Raw genomic sequence first — 17995 nt, 5'->3', positions numbered from 1 at the left:
GGGAAATATGACTGTAATTAATGAAATGCCTCTACAATTTGATTCTCAACTGTTCGTATCGTTCCTCGCCAAGCTTCTCGCGGAAATATTTCTGATTATGAAGCATACTTGGATGAGAGGGAAGGTAGCTGAGTGCAAACTCGTTATGATAGCAAGCCCTCTCGATGTCACCAAGACGATCATGACATACACATAGCTGCAAATGCGGTACCCACGTCCATGAGGATGGCTCTACCATAGACATTTGCGCTTCATCTGCTGGAAGCAGTGTAGCTTGCTCGAACCAGTACTTCGCTTGTAGAAAATGCCCCGAGTCCACCCACATGGCCCCAATCGCACAGCATATTTCCGCTCGCGGCTTATCATAGACGAAACTGCGGAACAGCGCCATAAACTGTTCGGTACGTTGACCCAACTTGCCATAACACTCGGCCATTTTTCTGCACGCCTGAATATTATCCTCTACCCACCCTTGCTCTGTTTCGAGGAACTTCATATATCCGTGTGCTGCTTCTTCGAATCGGGAATGATCTCGCAATTCATTCGCAAAATAGTATAGATCGCGAGGCGTAAATTGCTCTCCCTCGGCAAGTCTCTTCTCGTAAATTCGCAAATTGCGATCGGTATATGCTTTATCCTTCTTATGTGTGACACACACATCACTATGAATAATATGTCCGCCTACTTCCAAATATTCGTGCACTGGCCCATACCATTTGAACCCACGATCACGCCTAACTAAGCGATTTCGCCGCAGACTAGACGTAACATTCCCCTTATCATCAACCATTAATACATAGTGCATGGTCACACTATCAACATCACGAGTGAGTGTCTTCTTCAGCTCTACTAGAAGGCGTTGATCCTTACTCTCTATCACATCGTCCGCATCGAGCCATAGAATATATTCTTGTGTAGCTTGACTGAAGGCATAATTCCGTGCAGCAGCAAAATCGTCAATCCATTCAAAATCAAATATACGGGCTTGATACTGTCCTGCAATCTCCTTCGTCCGATCTGTCGATCCCGTATCAACAATAATGATCTCATCAACAATGTTATGGACTGATGCAAGACATTGCGCTAGTGCAATCTCCTCATTACGTACAATCATACATAGACTAACCGTGATTGATGCAGACTGATCCATCGTCATTTCTGCCTCCTCAATATGTGAATCTAGCTGTACCTGATTAGACTGAGCTAGCAGCAGGTCAAGCGCTTCTCTGGCTTCTTTATGGCTGCGATCTACCTCTAGACAATTCTCATAGGCCTGTATCGCTTCTTCCCGATGATTAAGAAGTTCATGGCACTTCCCGACATAATACCAAGCGTGGAAGCTTCCAACTCCTCGCAGCGTAAGATGATAGATATTTTGTTCCCCCAGCTCAACACAGTACTGAAATACAGGCAATGCATGTTCAACCTTTTGTTTTAAATACAAGATGATCCCCTTGTAGAAATGGAGATCAACGTAATCTGGATATAACGCGATCGCCTTATCGATCGAAGGCCATGCCCCTTCATAACTGCCCATGATCAACATAAGCTCATATTTTAATTTATATAGAAGCGACGGTGGCAGCTTCCCCTGTTCTACAAACCGCATAACGGAAGTATTTACAGACTCATAAGCTTCAGCATACTTTTTCAGCCGATACTGCTCACTTGCAATATGATAATCGACCCACGGGTTGTAGTCCGGCTTGTCTTTCTCCATCTGTAATAATCGCAAGTTCCGCTCCGACTTGTTCCGCAAATGAGTTACTGCTTCTAGGTAGCCATAGTGATGAAGTTGTACGGGCAAGATTTTAACATCGAATTGCTCGCCCAGAACCTCATGTACATTTACCTGTTCATGGATCGCTCCGACGAACTGGAAACCCATATGATTGCGAAGCAGCCGATGCTGACCAATTAAGTATGTTTTCTCACTGCTAGGTGTGTCTTCCCCAATGTAGTTCAACAGCTGAATTACACCGATGTGAGCTTGCTCTTCTTGCAATATATCTCGAATCAACATGGCTTGATCTGAATCCAGCCTCTCATCCGCATCCATCCATAATATCCAGTCGCCAGTTGCTTGCTTCAGGGCATAATTGCGAGCTTCGGCAAAGTTGTCATTCCACGGCATTTCATATATGTTCGCTCCATATGATTGGCATATTGGAATCGTTTGATCGGATGATCCCGTGTCGACAATAATGATTTCATCTACAACATTCTTGACGCTGTCCAGACAAATGCCGATAAATGTCTCCTCATCCTTAACGATCATGCATAATGATAGTCGCTTCTCCAACTTCCCATCCCCTTTTCACATCGCTACAAACGATATATGCCACAAATAGCCCAGTCGTGCATGTCGGAAATGGGTTCCTTTGACTTCAACGCTATCATGTCGTCCAAATTCTACGATATTCATAGATTTTTTTGTTACATTTCGTAAATGTAACAACATTGTCTTCAGTTTTTAATGTTCATTTAATGTTCCTTTCGTATTATTTGTATTAACGGAAATAGATCAATAGAAGGAGGTCCGTTGCCAGATGAAAACAGTTTATATTGAATTCCAACAACGAAAAATACCCGTGTTTTGCACAAATATGTCCCACAAAAATACATTCTCACTACTTATGGATGCACTTAACCGCAAGATGAATACAGGCAAGCGAGCGATCAAGACCTGTCTTGAAACCTTGATCAGTATTGAAATTATCGGCTCAGAGGCAATCTTGCATTCAAGACGTGAAATGGACACTGTAGCATTGTCCTTATATTAATCATTCGTGCATTTGAATTCCGACAGAATTGTTTTGATAGATCATTGCAAAAGGCGTAATTCCTTTTTGGAATTACGCCTTTTGCAATCTTTACACGTTATTCTTTTGTAAAATCAAACTTGACACGATACATTTTGTATCATACATTACAAGTATGTGTAACGTAACTTATGAATCTGCGATCCTACTCTAGCATATTTATGACAAAGGAGTCCTGCTATGACCTTTGGAGAGCGCTTACGCAATTTACGAACGGCCCGCAACATGTCGCAAGAGCAAGTAGCTCGACATATTGGATTAACTCGTTCGGCATATAGCCATTACGAAATTAACAATCGGCAGCCCGTCTATACAACCCTTCTTAAGCTAGCTGTCTTATTTGATGTATCCGTGGATTACCTAATCAATGATAACTCCTATCTGGAATCACACGAGACGAATCAGCTGCTGCAGCTATGGCATGGGCTTGATGCCGACTCAAGACAGCAGACACTCCAGCTCATGAGGCAATCACTCTACTCCAAGCGATAGGGTTTACGACCATCCCTATTTTACTTGAGCAGGCAGTATAATGTAGAATGTCGTTCCATGTCCTTGCACACTCTCAACGCCGATTCTTCCTAAGTGCAATTCGACAATTTCTTTGGCTATTGCCAGCCCTATACCGCTGCCGCCTGTCATTGAATTTCGCGACTTATCATTTTTGTAGAAACGGTCGAATAGATAAGGCAAGTCTTCTTCTCCCACTCCAATTCCGGTATCCGTGATTTGAATATGCACCGCTTGCTCCTGTTTGAGATAGTCCACTTCAATGGTAATCGAGCCGCCAATTGGCGTAAATTTGACCGCATTATAAATAATGTTGTCAAATACCTGCATCATACGATCAATGTCCACTTCCAGCATAAGACTTACAGGCGGAGCATTGCGGTACGTCAAGTTGTAACATGCGAACATTAACCCTCTGCTTCGCAGTTCCAACTCGTAATGCTCTTCCAGATGCGAAATAAAATGTTCAAGAAGTACAGATTCTATCGATACAGGCACCCTTCTTGCTTCTAATTTGGACAACTCAAACAAATCGTCAATCAGATGATTCAAGCCATTAATTTTATTTAGCATGAGGCGAATATATTTCTTCTGCTGCTCTCTATCCTGAATTACCTCATCTTGGAGCGCCTCCAAGTAACCACGAATTAAGGTCATTGGTGTTCGCAAATCATGGGAAATATTTGTGAATAGATGCCTGCGGGAGGTCTCCATCCGCTCTAACTCATAATTTTTCATTTCTAAATTTGCGTTCATTTGAGTTAAGGCAGCTGTGCGCTCTTGGATCCGCGCTTCTAAGTTAGCATTCAACTCTCGTAACTCGATCGTTACAGATTCTACGTCGTACATCGCCTTGGAATATCTCATTGAGATCATAAGCGACTGCATGAAAACGCAAAATACAAGTCCACTTGGAGCCAAGTCTCGAATGGGAGCAAGCGAATGATAATATAAAATATCATTAAGAACCAATATATTGAAAACAGTAAAGCCGAATAATGCAATATGCGCTCCCATCCGATGATTATAGACAGCCTTCATATTCATTATGATTACATAGCAAGTCGCTGCTATCACATATAATTGGTAAAGCAGAAGGTAAGAGGTGAACGTACGCACAGGCAGGAATACAATGGAGACAATTAGCAATGCTCCTGCTACATTCATTATCGTATACGTCCTATAGCACGCGTCCTCATAAAATAAATATCTCACATATCCGCATCCTGCCATCGTCGCCACGATCATTAGCACATATTCCAGGCGAATAACGAAATACCACGATAAACCAGGAAACCAAGTAAGCAGAATGGCATCTCCCGACGTTAGGATTCGGATTGCCATTGCAATACAAAGAATCGCAAATAGAAACGTATACCAATCCTTGCGCCTCTCTATGAACAGACCAATATGATAGAGCCCCACCATTAATAAGCAGCCGAACAGCATACTGTCCCTAACCAATTCCAATCTGCTCTTGCTTATAATTTTCTCCGATGAACCCAGGTATAGTGACTGCCATATTCCTCCACGATGATGCGAGAAATTCGTAACCTCGATAACGATATCAGCGGTGTTTCCAGGAGTACTCACCATAACCATGCGTTGCTTCATAGAAGGAACAGCATAGTCCTCAAACTCGGAGACTTGTCCTTCATGAATAATCGGCTTACCATTCACCCACATGCGATATGAACTATATATGCTGGGGAGCCATACACCCAACAGATTATCCTTCGCATTCTTCTTTATCGTAAGATAATACGTCGCGACTCCCGTACCCGTCTTGGAGAACCCCGGATTCGTTAACTGATTCCAAGAAGATGGCACCTTCACATCCGCCATCATTGAAAGGGAATCCGTTATTTTCTCCGTAGGAAGCAAGCTCCCCCATTTCATCTTCCACATTCCGTTCAATGGCACAATTCCATCTTTTTCAAAATTCCAGTTCCGCAAATCAAGTATTCCATTTTCCGCGCTCGGAGCACGCTTCGAATCAATAATCGCCCCTGCAACATGTAGAATAATTATAGTTACAATAATCATGGCCATCATAATATGAAAAGTTATTCGACGCATCGATGACGCCCTCCTCAACCCTTCCATTTTATAACATACTTTCTTGTTTGACGATAGAAGAATCCAAGGAATTAAGGTTTCATGTCGCAATTAGGAATAGATTGCCATATCCTGACGATTTTCGCTATAATGAAAGAAGTGGCGGAGGTGATAACCTGCAGTGAACGAGAGCAAAATATTAATCGTAGATGATGAAATAGAGATTACCGAACTCATATCCTTATATTTGCGCAGGGAAGGCTACCGTGTATACGTTGCAGACAACGGATATACCGCCTTACAGATGATGAAGGAAATTGAACCAGACTTAATTATTTTGGACATCCTCCTCAAGTCGCTAGATGGTATTGAGGTATGCAAGGAAGTGCGCAAGACATCGAATGTTCCAATCCTCTTTATAAGCTGCAAGAGTGACGATGTAGACATTATATTAGGTCTTACAGTCGGTGGAGATGATTACATTACGAAGCCATTCAGCCCTAGTCAACTCGTTGCTAGGGTCAAGGCCCATTTGCGCCGCAACTCTCTGTCTGCTCAAGCACTGCAACGCTCGGCTCAACATAGACTGTCCTACGAAGAATTGGAGATGGATTTGCAGAGCCACACCGTGACCGTACAAGGCAGAGCTGTTGCACTATCTGCCAAAGAATTCGACTTACTCGCGTATTTGGCACAATCGCCGAACAAAGTATTCAAGTTAGAACAATTGTATCAGCATATCTGGAATACCGAGAGCTTCGGTGATACACGAACACTCATGGTACATATTAGCAATCTACGCAAGAAGATTGAACCGGATCCTACACGCCCACGCTACATCGTAACCGTACGAGGCGTAGGGTACAAATTTCAAACCGAATAACCAGTTCTACACCAATACCCGCATGAATTCATCTCATGCGGGTATTGCTTTCGTAAACTTTCTGGAAGCTTGGGCTTGTTTATAGTACAATAACGCTTAGTGTTAAGGAAGTTTGAACAGAAGAAAGGAAGTCACATTATATGTACATGTCTACTGACTGGAAAGACTATGAATTAATTGATACAGGCGGCGGAGAGAAGCTTGAACGCTGGGGAGATGTAGTGCTTCGTCGTCCCGATCCACAAATCATATGGCCTCTTGAAAAGGAGGCAGATATTTGGCGCAATGTACACGGCCATTATCATCGCAGTTCCTCTGGCGGCGGTCAATGGGATATGAAGAAGCCTATTCCAGAGCGTTGGACGATTGAATACAAGCATCTCAAGTTCTATATTAAGCCAACGAACTTTAAACACACAGGTCTGTTCCCTGAACAAGCAGTAAACTGGGACTGGATGATGAACAAAATTAAGAGTGCGAATCGTCCAATTAAAGTTCTTAACCTGTTCGCTTATACTGGTGGTGCAACAGTGGCCTGTGCATCTGCAGGCGCCGAAGTCTGCCATGTTGACGCTGCTAAGGGGATGGTGCAGTGGGCGAAGGAAAATGTCGCGTTGTCCGGTTTGGAATCTCACCCTATCCGTTTCATCACGGACGATGTATTCAAGTTCGTACAAAGAGAGCAGCGCAGAGGCAACAAATATGACGCCATCATTATGGATCCCCCTTCCTATGGTAGAGGACCTGGCGGAGAAACGTGGAAGCTGGAGCAAAGCTTGTATCCGTTTCTTGAGTTCTGTACGACAATTATGTCGGACAATCCACTATTCCTGCAAATCAATTCATATACGACTGGGATCTCGCCTACCGTACTAAGCAATATGCTGAGTATGACAATGAAAAAGCGCTACGGCGGCAAGCTGTCCTCAGGTGAAATAGGCATCCCGATTACGAAGTCCGGTATGGTACTCCCTTGCGGTATATTGGGAAGATGGGAGGCATAACGATAGATGTTAGGCCAACCTGCAACTCCGCATATTGGCATCTTATACGAGGATAATCACGTAATCGTTGTCGAGAAGCCAGTTAATATCTTGTCACAAGCGGACGATACGCAGGATGCAGATATGGTGACCTTACTGAAGCAAGACTTGAAGGAGCGTTATGCGAAGCCTGGCAATGTCTATGTAGGTCTAGTCCACCGATTGGATCGTCCTGTCGGTGGAGCCATGGTATTCGCGAAGACGAGCAAGGCTGCCTCACGCTTATCTGATGTCGTTCGCACACACAAGCTGGGCAAGGCTTACATGGCTGTCGTTCACGGCCGTCCAGCTAAGACCAACGGGACATTAACTCACCATTTGCTGAAGGATGTCCGCACGAACACAGTCCGCGCTGTTGCTCCTGGAACTTCAGGAGCCAAGGAGGCACGCCTGTCTTATGAGGTAGCTGGCATGAGCGGCGACATGACGCTTGTGCGTATAGAGCTTCATACCGGACGACCGCACCAAATTCGCGTACAAATGAAAACGATTGGTTGTCCATTATATGGAGATCAGAAGTACGGCGCTGATCGCAATAAGCCTGGTCAGCAGATTGCTCTATGGTCTGTGCAGCTATCGTTCCCCCATCCGACTACGAAGGAAGTTATGGAGTTTAGATCTCAGCCACCCATGGAATACCCATGGAATCTCTGGGATCCGGCAATCTATTCTTCCTATTGATGTATTCTCCATGTACATCAACAATCAAGCTGGGGCAATCTTACCGATTCGGTAAATAATCATCGCACGCAACACCGTGATTGTACGATCGCATTGCTGAGAAGCAGCCTTCTCTCGATGCGATTGTACACGATGAGTTCATTTGCAGACACAGTCATCATTCAGTCATGCTCATTTAACGCATGGTGTTATTCGTGTATGAAAGGAGGAAAATAGGAAAATGAGTAACGGACGGTATGTACGAACAGGATTGCTGGTCATTGCAATTGTTCTCTTGATTTTATCCACTGCTTGCGCAATTGCCGCGCCATCACAGCTTGTCGATCAAGATGCATCTAGTTCGCAATCAACAACGGGCAGCGAACAGCAGACAAAGCCTCAACCGGCACACAAAGCAGCACTAGCTCAGCATAAGGACAGTTCACCTTCATCGACCGATGCCGATCATCTCAACTCTTCTACGAACATCCCGGCTAGTACGGCCACTATGCCGCCTAACAACACGAAGGCAAAGCCATATACTCTTTCCGGCAAGCTTCTTGCGGTAGGAGATATTATGATGCACTCCCCTCAGTTTCCTGCCTATTTTAATAAGAAGACAGGCACATACAATTTCAAGACCTATTTTACTAAGGTGAAGCCTATTCTCGAGACAGCAGATTGGTGCTGGGCGAATCTGGAGACTCCATTGCTAGGCGGCGAGAAGGTCTATACCGGATACCCCATGTTCAACGCACCACCAGAGCTTGCAGATGCCTTGAAGTTCGCAGGCTTCAATATTGTAACAGCGGCGAACAATCATTCATTAGATCGATATGAAGCCGGAGCCCTGCGCACATTGGAAGTGTTGAAGAAAAAAGGACTGGTAACGAAGGGACTCTCCGCCTCATTATGGGAATCCAAGCAGCCAACATTAGTTGAGAAAAACGGAATACAACTAGGCATTCTCGCGTATACGTACGGAACAAATGGCATCCCGCTCCCGAAGCAGAAGCCTTATCTTGTCTCTCTCATTGATGAGAAGCGCATGATACAGGATATTCAGAATACGAAGAAGGCTGGAGCTGACGTTGTCGCAATTGCCATTCATTTCGGCACTGAATATGAGCACACGCCGAATCAAGAGCAAATTCGACTGGCGCGTTCGCTGATCCAAGCTGGAGCAGATATTATATTGGGCTCTCATCCACATGTCATTCAACCCTATGAGCGTATTACGGTAAGAGAGCCCGACGGCTCTAAGCGCGATGGGCTTATTATTTATTCAATGGGGAACTTTATATCCAATCAGACAGGCAATGGTACTGATATTGGAGTAATCTTCGGTGTAGAAATTAATAAGCATATGCCTGAAGGCACAATCGAACTAAAAAATGTGACAACGATCCCAACATGGGTGCATATTGATGGTGCCCGTGACAAGCGCAAGTACCGTGTACTCCCACTGGAACAAACGATCAAATCACATTCTGACAATCGATTAAGCACACAGCAATATCAGGCAATGAAAAAGATGCTCACCAGTGCGACAAGCCATCTTGCCTCAAGATCGGCTGTACCGGTTATACTCAATGTCTCGCCTTCACCATAGATTATTGGCCTGCACGAACAGGCTCTGACGCTGCAGCCGTCTCTTTCTCAACAGTAGACGGTTGTGGCGGCTGAGTTAGCTTGCCAAGCAAAAGGATAAGCAGCTGCTGGTTATGCGTTGAGATCCGATGTAAAATTTCATTCCAGTAGTTCTCTCGAATAGCGACTCCACGGCGCATTTCCTGTTCTCCGAATTCGGTTGCCTGGATCCACACAATTCGACGATCATCCTGGTCTCGCTCTCGAATAATTAGAGCATTCTTCTCCATCCGATCCATCAATGTTGTAATCGCAGCAGGAGTCGTAGCTAAGTGAGGCAACAGATCAGAAGGCTTAACCTTCCCATATTCCGCAATTCGTTCTAATACGGTTAACTGGCTCTCTGTCAAGCTTGGCGCCAGGGACTCGTCCATCATTGACTTATAATCCTTGGATAACTTCGACCATAGCTTGGCAAATTCGGTTGCATGCATGCAAACGACTCCCCCTTTATTCCATGTCGATCTACAAACACCTAAATTATACCACAGCAAAGTAGATAGGACATCCCTAATCTTAGCATAATGCCATTTAATTACAAATTTATTGCCAAAGAAAGTTCAGGAACCAAGCAATCAACTAGCACATATACTGTTGTATAGGCATCTATCACACCAACTTCTCACTAATTTGATGCTTTAACTGCGAGGAGGGGACACAATGGATCAGGACAAATCCGGTATTTTCCGCAAAGCAATGGAGATCGGGATCATAAAAGACCCACAATGGATAGAACGACTCGATGAGCCCGTACCATTGTGGGTCCTATTAGAGATTATCAATACCCTGCACGATGTGTTGAATCCACCGCACAAGCCATTCGATTAGACGGATGGTGGGGTAATAATCATCGTATTTACAATACTATCTTCCTTATCGATTGCAACCAAGCTTCGGCCTTGCGCTCTCTTATCCATGAGAGGGGCATGTTCAGTAATAAGCTGATGCAAGCGTCCCTGTTCTGTAATGATCGTAATCGGATACGACTCTTTACTGAAGTAAGCGCCAATTAACTTCTTCCCATTCGGCTTCACTCGCTTCCCTTCTTTGAACTCGAATGTAGCCATTCCTTTACCGCCGCGTCCCTGTGTTGGGTAATCCAGCAGCAACGAACGCTTGCCCCATCCAATATCCGTTAGAACAGTAATCTCGCCCTCTTCACCAGTGACCCGAAGAGCTGCTGTGATTGCATCGTCATCCTTAAGCTGCATTCCACGAACACCACCAGCTGCGCGTCCCATCGGATTCACTTCCGCTTCTGTAAATCGGATAGACATTCCTTGCTCGGTCACGAGAAGAAGATCTGCTGCCCCATCACTGAGCATGACAGCCAACAACGCATCTTGGTCTGCTACTTTACAAGCAGCGACTGCCCCTGTACGGTTGGTTTCGTATTCCTTGAGCATCGTACGCTTTACTTGGCCACGACGCGTAACGAACAAGAGCGAACTCAACTCGTCTGCGAATGACTTGACTGGAATAACAGCTACGATAGAGTCTTCCTTCGCAATCGGAATCACATTGACGATGGCTGTACCATTGTCCTTCCACTTGAATTCTGGAATCATATGGACAGGCAATGAGAAATATTGTCCCCGCTGCGTAAAGATAAGCAGGCGATCCAAGGTGTTCACTTCATAAATTTGACGGATGTAGTCGCCTTCCTTAACACCAGATGCATCCCATTCTCCGCCAGATCGTGTGAAGGATAGCTGACTCGTCCGCTTGATGTATCCATCATTGGACAAGGTGACGAGAACATCCTCGGCATTTACGATGACCTCAAGGTTCACCTTGATTTCCTCGACTTCCCCCTGCACGACTGAACGGCGATCAATTCCATATCGATCACGAATATCCGTCAGTTCCTTCTTAATTACCTTCATCAGCTTCTTGCTGCTCTCCAGAATCGAACGAAGGTCGGCAACCTTCTTGCGAATATCCTCTAATTCCTTCATCAATGAAGTCAATTCCAGATTCGTCAAGCGGTACAGTTGCAATGTCAAGATCGCATCAGCTTGACGTTCGGAGAAGCCAAATTGTTCAATCAAGTTATGTTGTGCATCCTGACGATTCTTCGAAGCTTTGATAGTCGCGATAACCGCATCTAATATATCAAGTGCCTTGACCAAGCCCTCCAACACATGTGCGCGGTCTTCTGCCTTCGACAAGTCATATTGGGTACGATTCGTGACAACTTCCTTCTGGTGTTCAATGTAGGCTTGGAGCATAGGCAAAATACCCATTTGCATCGGAGCCTTGTTCACGATCGCTACCATGTTGAAGTTATAGGTCACTTGCAAGTCGGTCTTCTTGAACAAATAGTTCAAAATGCCGTTCGCATCCGCGTCCTTCTTCAGCTCAACGACGATACGCATCCCTTCGCGTCCACTTTCATCACGAACCTCTGCAATACCGTCTACTTTCTTCTCTAATCGGATGTTCTCCATTGCGGTAACGAGACGCGACTTCACGACCTGATACGGGATTTCGGTAACGACGATCTGCTGACGACCTCCGCGCATCTCCTCAATATCCGTCTTCGCGCGAATGTAAATGCGGCCCTTACCCGAACGATATGCATCGCGAATGCCTTCCGCACCCATGATGATTCCGCCTGTAGGGAAATCCGGACCTTGCACAATGTTAATAATCTCATCCAGATCAATCTCGGGCTTGTCGATCATGGCGATGCATGCCTCAATCACTTCCCGCAAATTATGTGTGGGAATTTCCGTTGCAAAGCCGGACGAAATCCCGCTAACACCATTTACGAGCAAGTTCGGGAAGCGCGAAGGCAGTACAACAGGCTCTTCTTCCGTATTATCAAAATTTGGACGGAACGGAACGGTGTCTTTCTCAATATCCCGAAGCAGCTCCATAGCAATGGAGGACAATCTGGCTTCTGTATAACGCATTGCAGCTGCTGGATCATCATCGATTGACCCCCAGTTGCCGTGACCGTCAATCAGGACATGCCCCATCTTCCATGGCTGCGCCATGCGCACCATGCCGTCATATATTGAAGAATCCCCGTGCGGGTGGTAATTACCCATGACGTCCCCGACCGTCTTGGCCGACTTACGGTATGGCTTTTCCGGTGTGTTGCCGGATTCATACATTGCATACAAGATGCGTCGCTGTACCGGCTTGAGACCGTCCCTGACATCGGGTATCGCACGATCTTGAATGATATATTTGGAATAGCGCCCGAACCGGTCGCCAACCACGTCTTCCAAGAACGCGGGTTTGAATTGTTCCGATACGCTCATGTGTCTCTCACCTTTCTATTCCTCGAACTCCGCAAAGTCAACGTTCTCTACGATCCAGCGCTTACGCGGCTCCACCTTGTCGCCCATTAATGTCGTCACACGGCGCTCTGCCTTGGCAGCGTCATCGATCTGCACCTGCAGCAGTGTTCTCGTCTCCGGATCCATCGTCGTTTCCCACAGTTGATCGGGATTCATTTCGCCAAGACCCTTATAGCGTTGAATTTCAGCGCTTTGTCCGAACTGCTTCACGTAGCTGGCAAGCTGCTCGTCCGTCCAAGCATAGCGAACCGTCGAGTGCTTGCCCTTCTTATGCGATATCTTATAGAGCGGAGGCTGTGCAATATATACCTTGCCCTTATCAATAAGCTGACGCATATAACGATAGAAGAACGTGAGCAGCAGCACCTGAATATGCGCACCGTCAGTATCGGCATCTGTCATAATAATGATCTTCGCGTAGTTGCTCTCATCCGCATCGAAGTCGGAGCCTACCCCTGCTCCGATTGCATGGATAATTGTCCGATATTCATCATTCTTCAAGATGTCGGCCAGCTTGGCCTTCTCCGGGTTCATCGGCTTTCCCTTCAGCGGCAGGATTGCCTGCGTCTTGGAATCGCGCCCTTGCTTCGCAGAACCGCCCGCCGAGTCCCCTTCGACGATAAAGAGCTCATTGCGTGTATAATCCTTAGACTGCGCTGGTGTCAGCTTGCCGTTAAGGTTTGAGCTCTCGCTGCGCTTCTTACCTGAGCGCACATCCTCTCTCGCCTTACGTGCCGCTTCACGCGCCCTTGACGCCTGAATGGCCTTCTTGACTAACATCTGCGCAATTTGTGGGTTCTCCTCCAGGAAAATGCTCATATGCTCTGCTACGATTGTATCTACAGCACCCCTAGCCATGGCACTACCAAGCTGATCCTTCGTCTGACCGACAAATTCCACATCGGACATCTTCACATTAATGACCGACATCATGCCTTCCCGTAGGTCGTTGCCGTCTAGGTTTTTATCCTTTTCCTTCAACAAGCTGTTCTTGCGCGCATATTCATTCATCACACGCGTGTAGGCTGTCTTGAAGCCTGTCTCATGCGTACCGCCGCCACGAGTTGGGATCGAGTTTACAAACGATACGATTGTCTCCGTATACCCATCGTTATATTGAAGTGCAATCTCAACCTCAACATCATCCTTCTCAGCAGTGAAATGAATCACTTCATGCAGCACGTTTTTATCTTCATTTAAAAAGCGTACAAACTCGCTTGCTCCGCCTTCATAAAGGAAAGTTTCTTCCTTCCCTGTCCGCTCATCTTTCAATGTGACCCGTAAGCCAGAGTTCAAAAATGCAATCTCCTGCAATCGTTCAGCAAGATTGTCATAATTCAAATGAATATTGCCATGGAATACCTTCGCATCCGGCTTGAACGTTACCTTCGTGCCTGTGCGATTCGTATTACCGACAATCTCCAGCCCCGTTACCGGTTCGCCGACATGCTCTTTGCCTTTCTTATCCGTCCATGTCTCAAAGCGCATGCGATGAATCTTGCCGTCTCGACAAATCTCCACCTCAAGCCATTCCGATAACGCATTCGTGACTGAAGCGCCAACGCCGTGCAGACCGCCAGATTTCTTATAGCCTGCACCACCGAACTTACCACCCGCATGCAAGATCGTATAGACGACCTGCGGGGTCGGTACCCCTGTCTTATGCATACCTGTCGGAATTCCTCGTCCATTGTCTCGAACGGTGACCGACTGGTCCTTGTGAATTGTCACATCAATCTGAGAGCAAAATTTGGCGAGATGCTCGTCGACAGCGTTGTCTACGATTTCCCATACCAGATGATGCAGCCCCGAGGAGCTTGTACTGCCAATATACATCCCTGGCCGTTTGCGTACCGCGACAAGCCCTTCGAGCACTTGAATGTCGTCAGCCCCATACTCAGAATTGCGGTTGCCAGATGCCCCCCCATTCTCAGGCGACTGTCCGAACATATCGACTTGCTCGACCATTCATGCTCCTCCTTCAAAAATACATGTAGTGCATAATCAATAATCATGCGCGTTCCATACCATAATACGTGCTTCATACCAAATGCGTACTTCATAAATAAAATGCTACCATATTAGCGTTCCAACCTTCGTTGGCAAAAGAAAATCTGCCGCTGCCGGACGAGAGGAACAACAAAATGCCCCATTACTTATATCGTCCGGATGCAAACAGATGTTTCGCATTCTTGTATATTTTAATTCAAGATGTCCTGTTTCGTAAAGACACGGAATGCAATGAATAGGGAAATAATGCCCCATACACTTAATACAGCAAGCGAGAACGGCAAGCTCATCCCTTCTACAGGGGCCGGTGTACCCGCCATATAGTCCGTCAATTTCAAGTTAATCATGAACAGATATTTGGCAGTCGGCCAAGAAGAGGCCATATTATACAAGATGGTACCTGCAATCAGGGTTGCCATTAAGGTTACAATACTTGCTGCTGTGCTCCGGACGAGCACGGATATCATAAACCCAAGTGCTGCGACTACGATGCTGGAGAACCAGATAAGGCCACATTGCATAAGCAAGTACAGCCATGAGGGAAGCGTATGTACGGCATTGAAATCCACGTTCGTGCCCGCTACCGAGAATCCGGTAAATATCGGAAAAGACCAGCCTCCATACCCGAAGACCGCCCCTGAAATCAAATAAGCAAGCAGTGCTGTCATCACGACAATGATTCCGGTAAACATCATCAGGACAATCCATTTGCTCATTAACACCTTCCACCTGCGAACCGGCCTAGTCAGCAGCATCTTGATCGTGCCGGTAGACCGCTCCGATGAAACGATGTCCGAAGCAATCGCCATAACAAGCAGCGGAATGAACAGAGTTACTGCATTGTCCATAAAAGTACGGGTAAATGTCACCCCGTTCGGCTCACTCGGATTCACATCATGGTCCAAATAATATTGCAGCTGCTGCAGCATAATGAGCCGATACTTCTTCCACTCTTCGGGTATTCGGTCGCTTCCGAGCGAATTTTGAATATCGGTGATGCGCTGCTGCAACTCCAGTCTCCAGTCCTCTTTGAACTTCTCCCTACTATTTTCCGCCATCTTCATTTGCGCATATGTGAAGACAGGAATTAACACGATCAATATGAGCATGATGACATAAAATCGTTTTTTCTTCAACACTTTTAATGTCTCATTGTGGATAAGCGGCAGCAAGCTACTCAATGCGTTCACCCTCCGTTAATTCTAGAAATAGCTGTTCTAGGGTAGGCATAATATGCTGGATTCCTTCGATTTGGATGCCGGCATGCATCATCTTGCGATTCAGTTCTGGAATGATGTCCGGTGCAGTTTCCGTTACGATTGCGTAGTCAGGTATCCCGATCAAGGTGGACTCGTCAATCGGCGCTGTCTCTCGGCTATAGATTGTAACCCCGTCGTTTTCTGCTAACAGCTCCATAGCCCGCTCCGCAGGCTGTGCCTGCCATACTACAAACTGATTGCGTCCCGTAAGCAGCTGTTCGACATCATCTACAGCAAGCACTTCACCATGGCTGATAATCGCAACGCGATCACACATTAGTTGAATTTCACTTAACAAGTGACTCGAGACGAACACAGCCATACCACTGTCAGCCAGCGTACGGATAAATGATCGCAGCTCCTTAATGCCGAGTGGATCCAATCCATTCGTGGGTTCATCCAGAATGAGCAGCTTCGGTTCAGCAAGCAAAGCTTGCGCGATCCCAAGCCGTTGTCTCATCCCTAACGAATAGGTCTTCACTTTATCATGAATTCGATTCGACAACCCAACGATCTCGACAACTTCTTGAATGCGTTCTTGACCAATGCCGCTTACCATCCGCGCGAAATGTTCTAAATTTTCCCATCCTGTCAGAAAGTTATACATTTCCGGGTTCTCTACAATACAGCCAACATGCCGCAGGGCCCGCTCCGGATCTCGATTCACATCCAGACCACATACTTGAATCCGGCCTGAAGTGGGAGTAATCAAGTCCACCAGCATTCGAATAGTCGTTGTCTTGCCAGACCCATTCGGCCCGAGGAAGCCAAAAATTTCGCCTGCTCGAACCTCGAAAGTTACATCCTTGATAATCAGCTTAGAGCCTATTTTCTTCTTCACATGTTCTACTGATAATATAACTTCCTTCGCATGCTCCATCACTAAGCCACCTCCTGGCCGTCCTCTAGTGTCCTTCTATTATTGAATGCTCTGCACAATCCGCTTCGCAATGGCATCATATCCGTCTCCATTAGGATGAAAATGATCAGAAGATAAATATTTGCTGCTGTTCCTCTGGAACAAATCGTAGGTTGGAACCATCATCATATTCTTGTCCTTATTGATAAACGCATAAGCTGAATCGTTCCATTTCTGAACGACGGCATTTCCTATTTCACGCATCGCCTGCAGATCCGAGAATGGATTATACAGTCCTACATAGATGATAAGCGCATCCGGGTTCCATTTACGCAGTTGAGTCAGCACCTGTTTCAAGTGGACAATGCCAGCATCCACCTTGGCTATGAGTGTATCGAGCTGCATTTCCTTGGCGCTCATCTGTTCCGATTGAGCACCTTGGAATAAGTCATTGCCGCCAATCGTTAGTAGGATGACATTCGCTTGCTTCAATACATAACCCGCACTATCCTTCTCTATTCGTTCCACAAGCTGATCTGCACGAAGCCCGTTCACTGCCAGATTGTTCAGAAGCGTAACCGGCTTCTCCTTGCTCTTCTCAAGCGTACTCAACACACGTCGTACATATCCTTGTCCCGTCCCGTCGCCAGTACCTCTTGTCAAAGAATCCCCAAGAGCAGCGATCCGTATCTCTTGCTCCGAGTGAGTGGCGGTATCTGTTGTCGGTGAAGTCTTCACCCCAGGCGCATCCGCAAACGGAACAGAAGCAGGATAGATAATATCCGCAATTCCAAGTCCGAAGCCAACGAGCAAGAGCAGCGTACATCCCACGCCACATGAAGCAATCCATAACCATTGCCGCGATGCCGTTTTACGACTCATCCTAGTCCTCCTGTCTCAATCCCTGAACTCTGTTCTCCCTTTACATTA

15 protein-coding genes and 1 pseudogene are annotated in these 17995 nt (G+C 46.2%); 7 read left to right on the top strand and 9 right to left on the bottom strand.

The window, feature by feature from the left end:
- Positions 1–31: 31 nt before the first annotated feature.
- Both RQP50_RS07960 and RQP50_RS29290 read right to left on the bottom strand, forming a co-directional pair.
- A complete protein-coding gene (locus RQP50_RS07960) occupies positions 32–1150 on the bottom strand; it encodes a glycosyltransferase family 2 protein (protein ID WP_072728507.1) in 1119 nt (372 codons plus the stop codon).
- A 99-nt stretch (positions 1151–1249) separates the two neighbouring features.
- Positions 1250–2278 (bottom strand): annotated as a pseudogene (locus tag RQP50_RS29290) (glycosyltransferase); the annotation flags it as partial.
- A gap of 271 nt (positions 2279–2549) precedes the next feature.
- Here RQP50_RS29290 and RQP50_RS07950 point away from each other — a divergent pair.
- Together RQP50_RS07950 and RQP50_RS07945 are read left to right on the top strand one after the other, a co-directional pair.
- Positions 2550–2783, top strand: a complete 234-nt coding sequence (locus tag RQP50_RS07950) for a hypothetical protein (RefSeq protein ID WP_021254604.1) — start codon at positions 2550–2552, stop codon at positions 2781–2783.
- A gap of 219 nt (positions 2784–3002) precedes the next feature.
- On the top strand, positions 3003–3314 hold the full coding sequence (locus RQP50_RS07945; RefSeq protein WP_021254605.1) for a helix-turn-helix domain-containing protein: 312 nt from the start codon (positions 3003–3005) through the stop codon (positions 3312–3314).
- Between the two features lie 15 nt (positions 3315–3329).
- Here RQP50_RS07945 and RQP50_RS07940 read toward each other — a convergent pair whose 3' ends face one another.
- Complete coding sequence (locus RQP50_RS07940) at positions 3330–5411, bottom strand: sensor histidine kinase (RefSeq protein ID WP_315744470.1); 2082 nt, start codon at positions 5409–5411, stop codon at positions 3330–3332.
- Positions 5412–5571: 160 nt separating this feature from the next.
- Here RQP50_RS07940 and RQP50_RS07935 point away from each other — a divergent pair, with 160 nt between their 5' ends.
- The 4 genes from RQP50_RS07935 to RQP50_RS07920 all read left to right on the top strand — a co-directional run bounded on the left by RQP50_RS07935 (position 5572) and on the right by RQP50_RS07920 (position 9588).
- Entirely contained in the window at positions 5572–6273 is a 702-nt protein-coding gene (locus tag RQP50_RS07935) for a response regulator transcription factor (RefSeq protein WP_021254607.1), read from the top strand.
- Positions 6274–6413: 140 nt separating this feature from the next.
- The gene (locus RQP50_RS07930; protein ID WP_315744467.1) at positions 6414–7277 is read left to right on the top strand and encodes a class I SAM-dependent methyltransferase; all 864 of its coding nucleotides are present in this window, start codon (positions 6414–6416) and stop codon (positions 7275–7277) included.
- Between the two features lie 6 nt (positions 7278–7283).
- Positions 7284–7997 (top strand): RluA family pseudouridine synthase, encoded by a 714-nt coding sequence (locus RQP50_RS07925; RefSeq protein ID WP_315744465.1) that lies wholly within the window; start codon positions 7284–7286, stop codon positions 7995–7997.
- Between the two features lie 220 nt (positions 7998–8217).
- Positions 8218–9588, top strand: coding sequence for a CapA family protein (locus tag RQP50_RS07920; protein ID WP_315744463.1), 1371 nt, complete (start codon positions 8218–8220; stop codon positions 9586–9588).
- 1 nt (position 9589) lies between these two features.
- Here the strand turns inward: RQP50_RS07920 and RQP50_RS07915 are convergent, their stop codons facing one another.
- Positions 9590–10060 (bottom strand): MarR family winged helix-turn-helix transcriptional regulator, encoded by a 471-nt coding sequence (locus RQP50_RS07915; RefSeq protein WP_021254611.1) that lies wholly within the window; start codon positions 10058–10060, stop codon positions 9590–9592.
- A 226-nt stretch (positions 10061–10286) separates the two neighbouring features.
- Here RQP50_RS07915 and RQP50_RS07910 point away from each other — a divergent pair, with 226 nt between their 5' ends.
- The gene (locus tag RQP50_RS07910; RefSeq protein WP_021254612.1) at positions 10287–10454 is read left to right on the top strand and encodes a hypothetical protein; all 168 of its coding nucleotides are present in this window, start codon (positions 10287–10289) and stop codon (positions 10452–10454) included.
- Here RQP50_RS07910 and gyrA read toward each other — a convergent pair.
- From gyrA to RQP50_RS07885, 5 genes are all read right to left on the bottom strand, one after another.
- The gene (gene gyrA / locus RQP50_RS07905; protein ID WP_072728022.1) at positions 10451–12898 is read right to left on the bottom strand and encodes a DNA gyrase subunit A; all 2448 of its coding nucleotides are present in this window, start codon (positions 12896–12898) and stop codon (positions 10451–10453) included. The genes RQP50_RS07910 and gyrA overlap by 4 nt on opposite strands.
- A gap of 15 nt (positions 12899–12913) precedes the next feature.
- Positions 12914–14905 carry a DNA topoisomerase IV subunit B gene (gene parE, locus RQP50_RS07900; protein ID WP_065291624.1) on the bottom strand — a complete coding sequence of 664 codons (1992 nt, stop codon included), beginning with the start codon at positions 14903–14905 and terminating at the stop codon, positions 12914–12916.
- A 233-nt stretch (positions 14906–15138) separates the two neighbouring features.
- Positions 15139–16128: an ABC transporter permease gene (locus tag RQP50_RS07895; protein ID WP_021254615.1), complete on the bottom strand. Its 990-nt coding sequence runs from the start codon at positions 16126–16128 to the stop codon at positions 15139–15141.
- Positions 16121–17086 (bottom strand): ABC transporter ATP-binding protein, encoded by a 966-nt coding sequence (locus RQP50_RS07890; RefSeq protein ID WP_174809285.1) that lies wholly within the window; start codon positions 17084–17086, stop codon positions 16121–16123. Before RQP50_RS07890 ends, RQP50_RS07895 begins: the two co-directional genes overlap by 8 nt.
- Positions 17087–17125: 39 nt before the next feature.
- Complete coding sequence (locus tag RQP50_RS07885; RefSeq protein WP_072728017.1) at positions 17126–17947, bottom strand: GDSL-type esterase/lipase family protein; 822 nt, start codon at positions 17945–17947, stop codon at positions 17126–17128.
- Positions 17948–17995: the final 48 nt, after the last annotated feature.

It is taken from the genome of Paenibacillus suaedae, from assembly GCF_032337355.1.
Lineage (GTDB): Bacteria > Bacillota > Bacilli > Paenibacillales > Paenibacillaceae > Paenibacillus_B > Paenibacillus_B suaedae.
Note: the sequence above shows the minus strand (reverse complement) of the source record. Positions and strands in the feature narration are given on the sequence as shown.

Excerpts from the sequence above, each read along its gene's own strand:
- RQP50_RS07890 (WP_174809285.1), bottom strand. The coding sequence starts at position 17,086 with ATGGAGCATGCGAAGGAAGTTATATTATCAGTAGAACATGTGAAGAAG.
- RQP50_RS07930 (WP_315744467.1), top strand. The coding sequence starts at position 6,414 with ATGTACATGTCTACTGACTGGAAAGACTATGAATTAATTGATACAGGC.
- RQP50_RS07925 (WP_315744465.1), top strand. The coding sequence starts at position 7,284 with ATGTTAGGCCAACCTGCAACTCCGCATATTGGCATCTTATACGAGGAT.
- RQP50_RS07940 (WP_315744470.1), bottom strand. The coding sequence starts at position 5,411 with ATGCGTCGAATAACTTTTCATATTATGATGGCCATGATTATTGTAACT.
- parE (WP_065291624.1), bottom strand. The coding sequence starts at position 14,905 with ATGGTCGAGCAAGTCGATATGTTCGGACAGTCGCCTGAGAATGGGGGG.
- RQP50_RS07915 (WP_021254611.1), bottom strand. The coding sequence starts at position 10,060 with ATGCATGCAACCGAATTTGCCAAGCTATGGTCGAAGTTATCCAAGGAT.
- RQP50_RS07910 (WP_021254612.1), top strand. The coding sequence starts at position 10,287 with ATGGATCAGGACAAATCCGGTATTTTCCGCAAAGCAATGGAGATCGGG.
- RQP50_RS07945 (WP_021254605.1), top strand. The coding sequence starts at position 3,003 with ATGACCTTTGGAGAGCGCTTACGCAATTTACGAACGGCCCGCAACATG.
- RQP50_RS07885 (WP_072728017.1), bottom strand. The coding sequence starts at position 17,947 with ATGAGTCGTAAAACGGCATCGCGGCAATGGTTATGGATTGCTTCATGT.
- RQP50_RS07960 (WP_072728507.1), bottom strand. The coding sequence starts at position 1,150 with ATGGATCAGTCTGCATCAATCACGGTTAGTCTATGTATGATTGTACGT.
- RQP50_RS07950 (WP_021254604.1), top strand. The coding sequence starts at position 2,550 with ATGAAAACAGTTTATATTGAATTCCAACAACGAAAAATACCCGTGTTT.
- gyrA (WP_072728022.1), bottom strand. The coding sequence starts at position 12,898 with ATGAGCGTATCGGAACAATTCAAACCCGCGTTCTTGGAAGACGTGGTT.
- RQP50_RS07920 (WP_315744463.1), top strand. The coding sequence starts at position 8,218 with ATGAGTAACGGACGGTATGTACGAACAGGATTGCTGGTCATTGCAATT.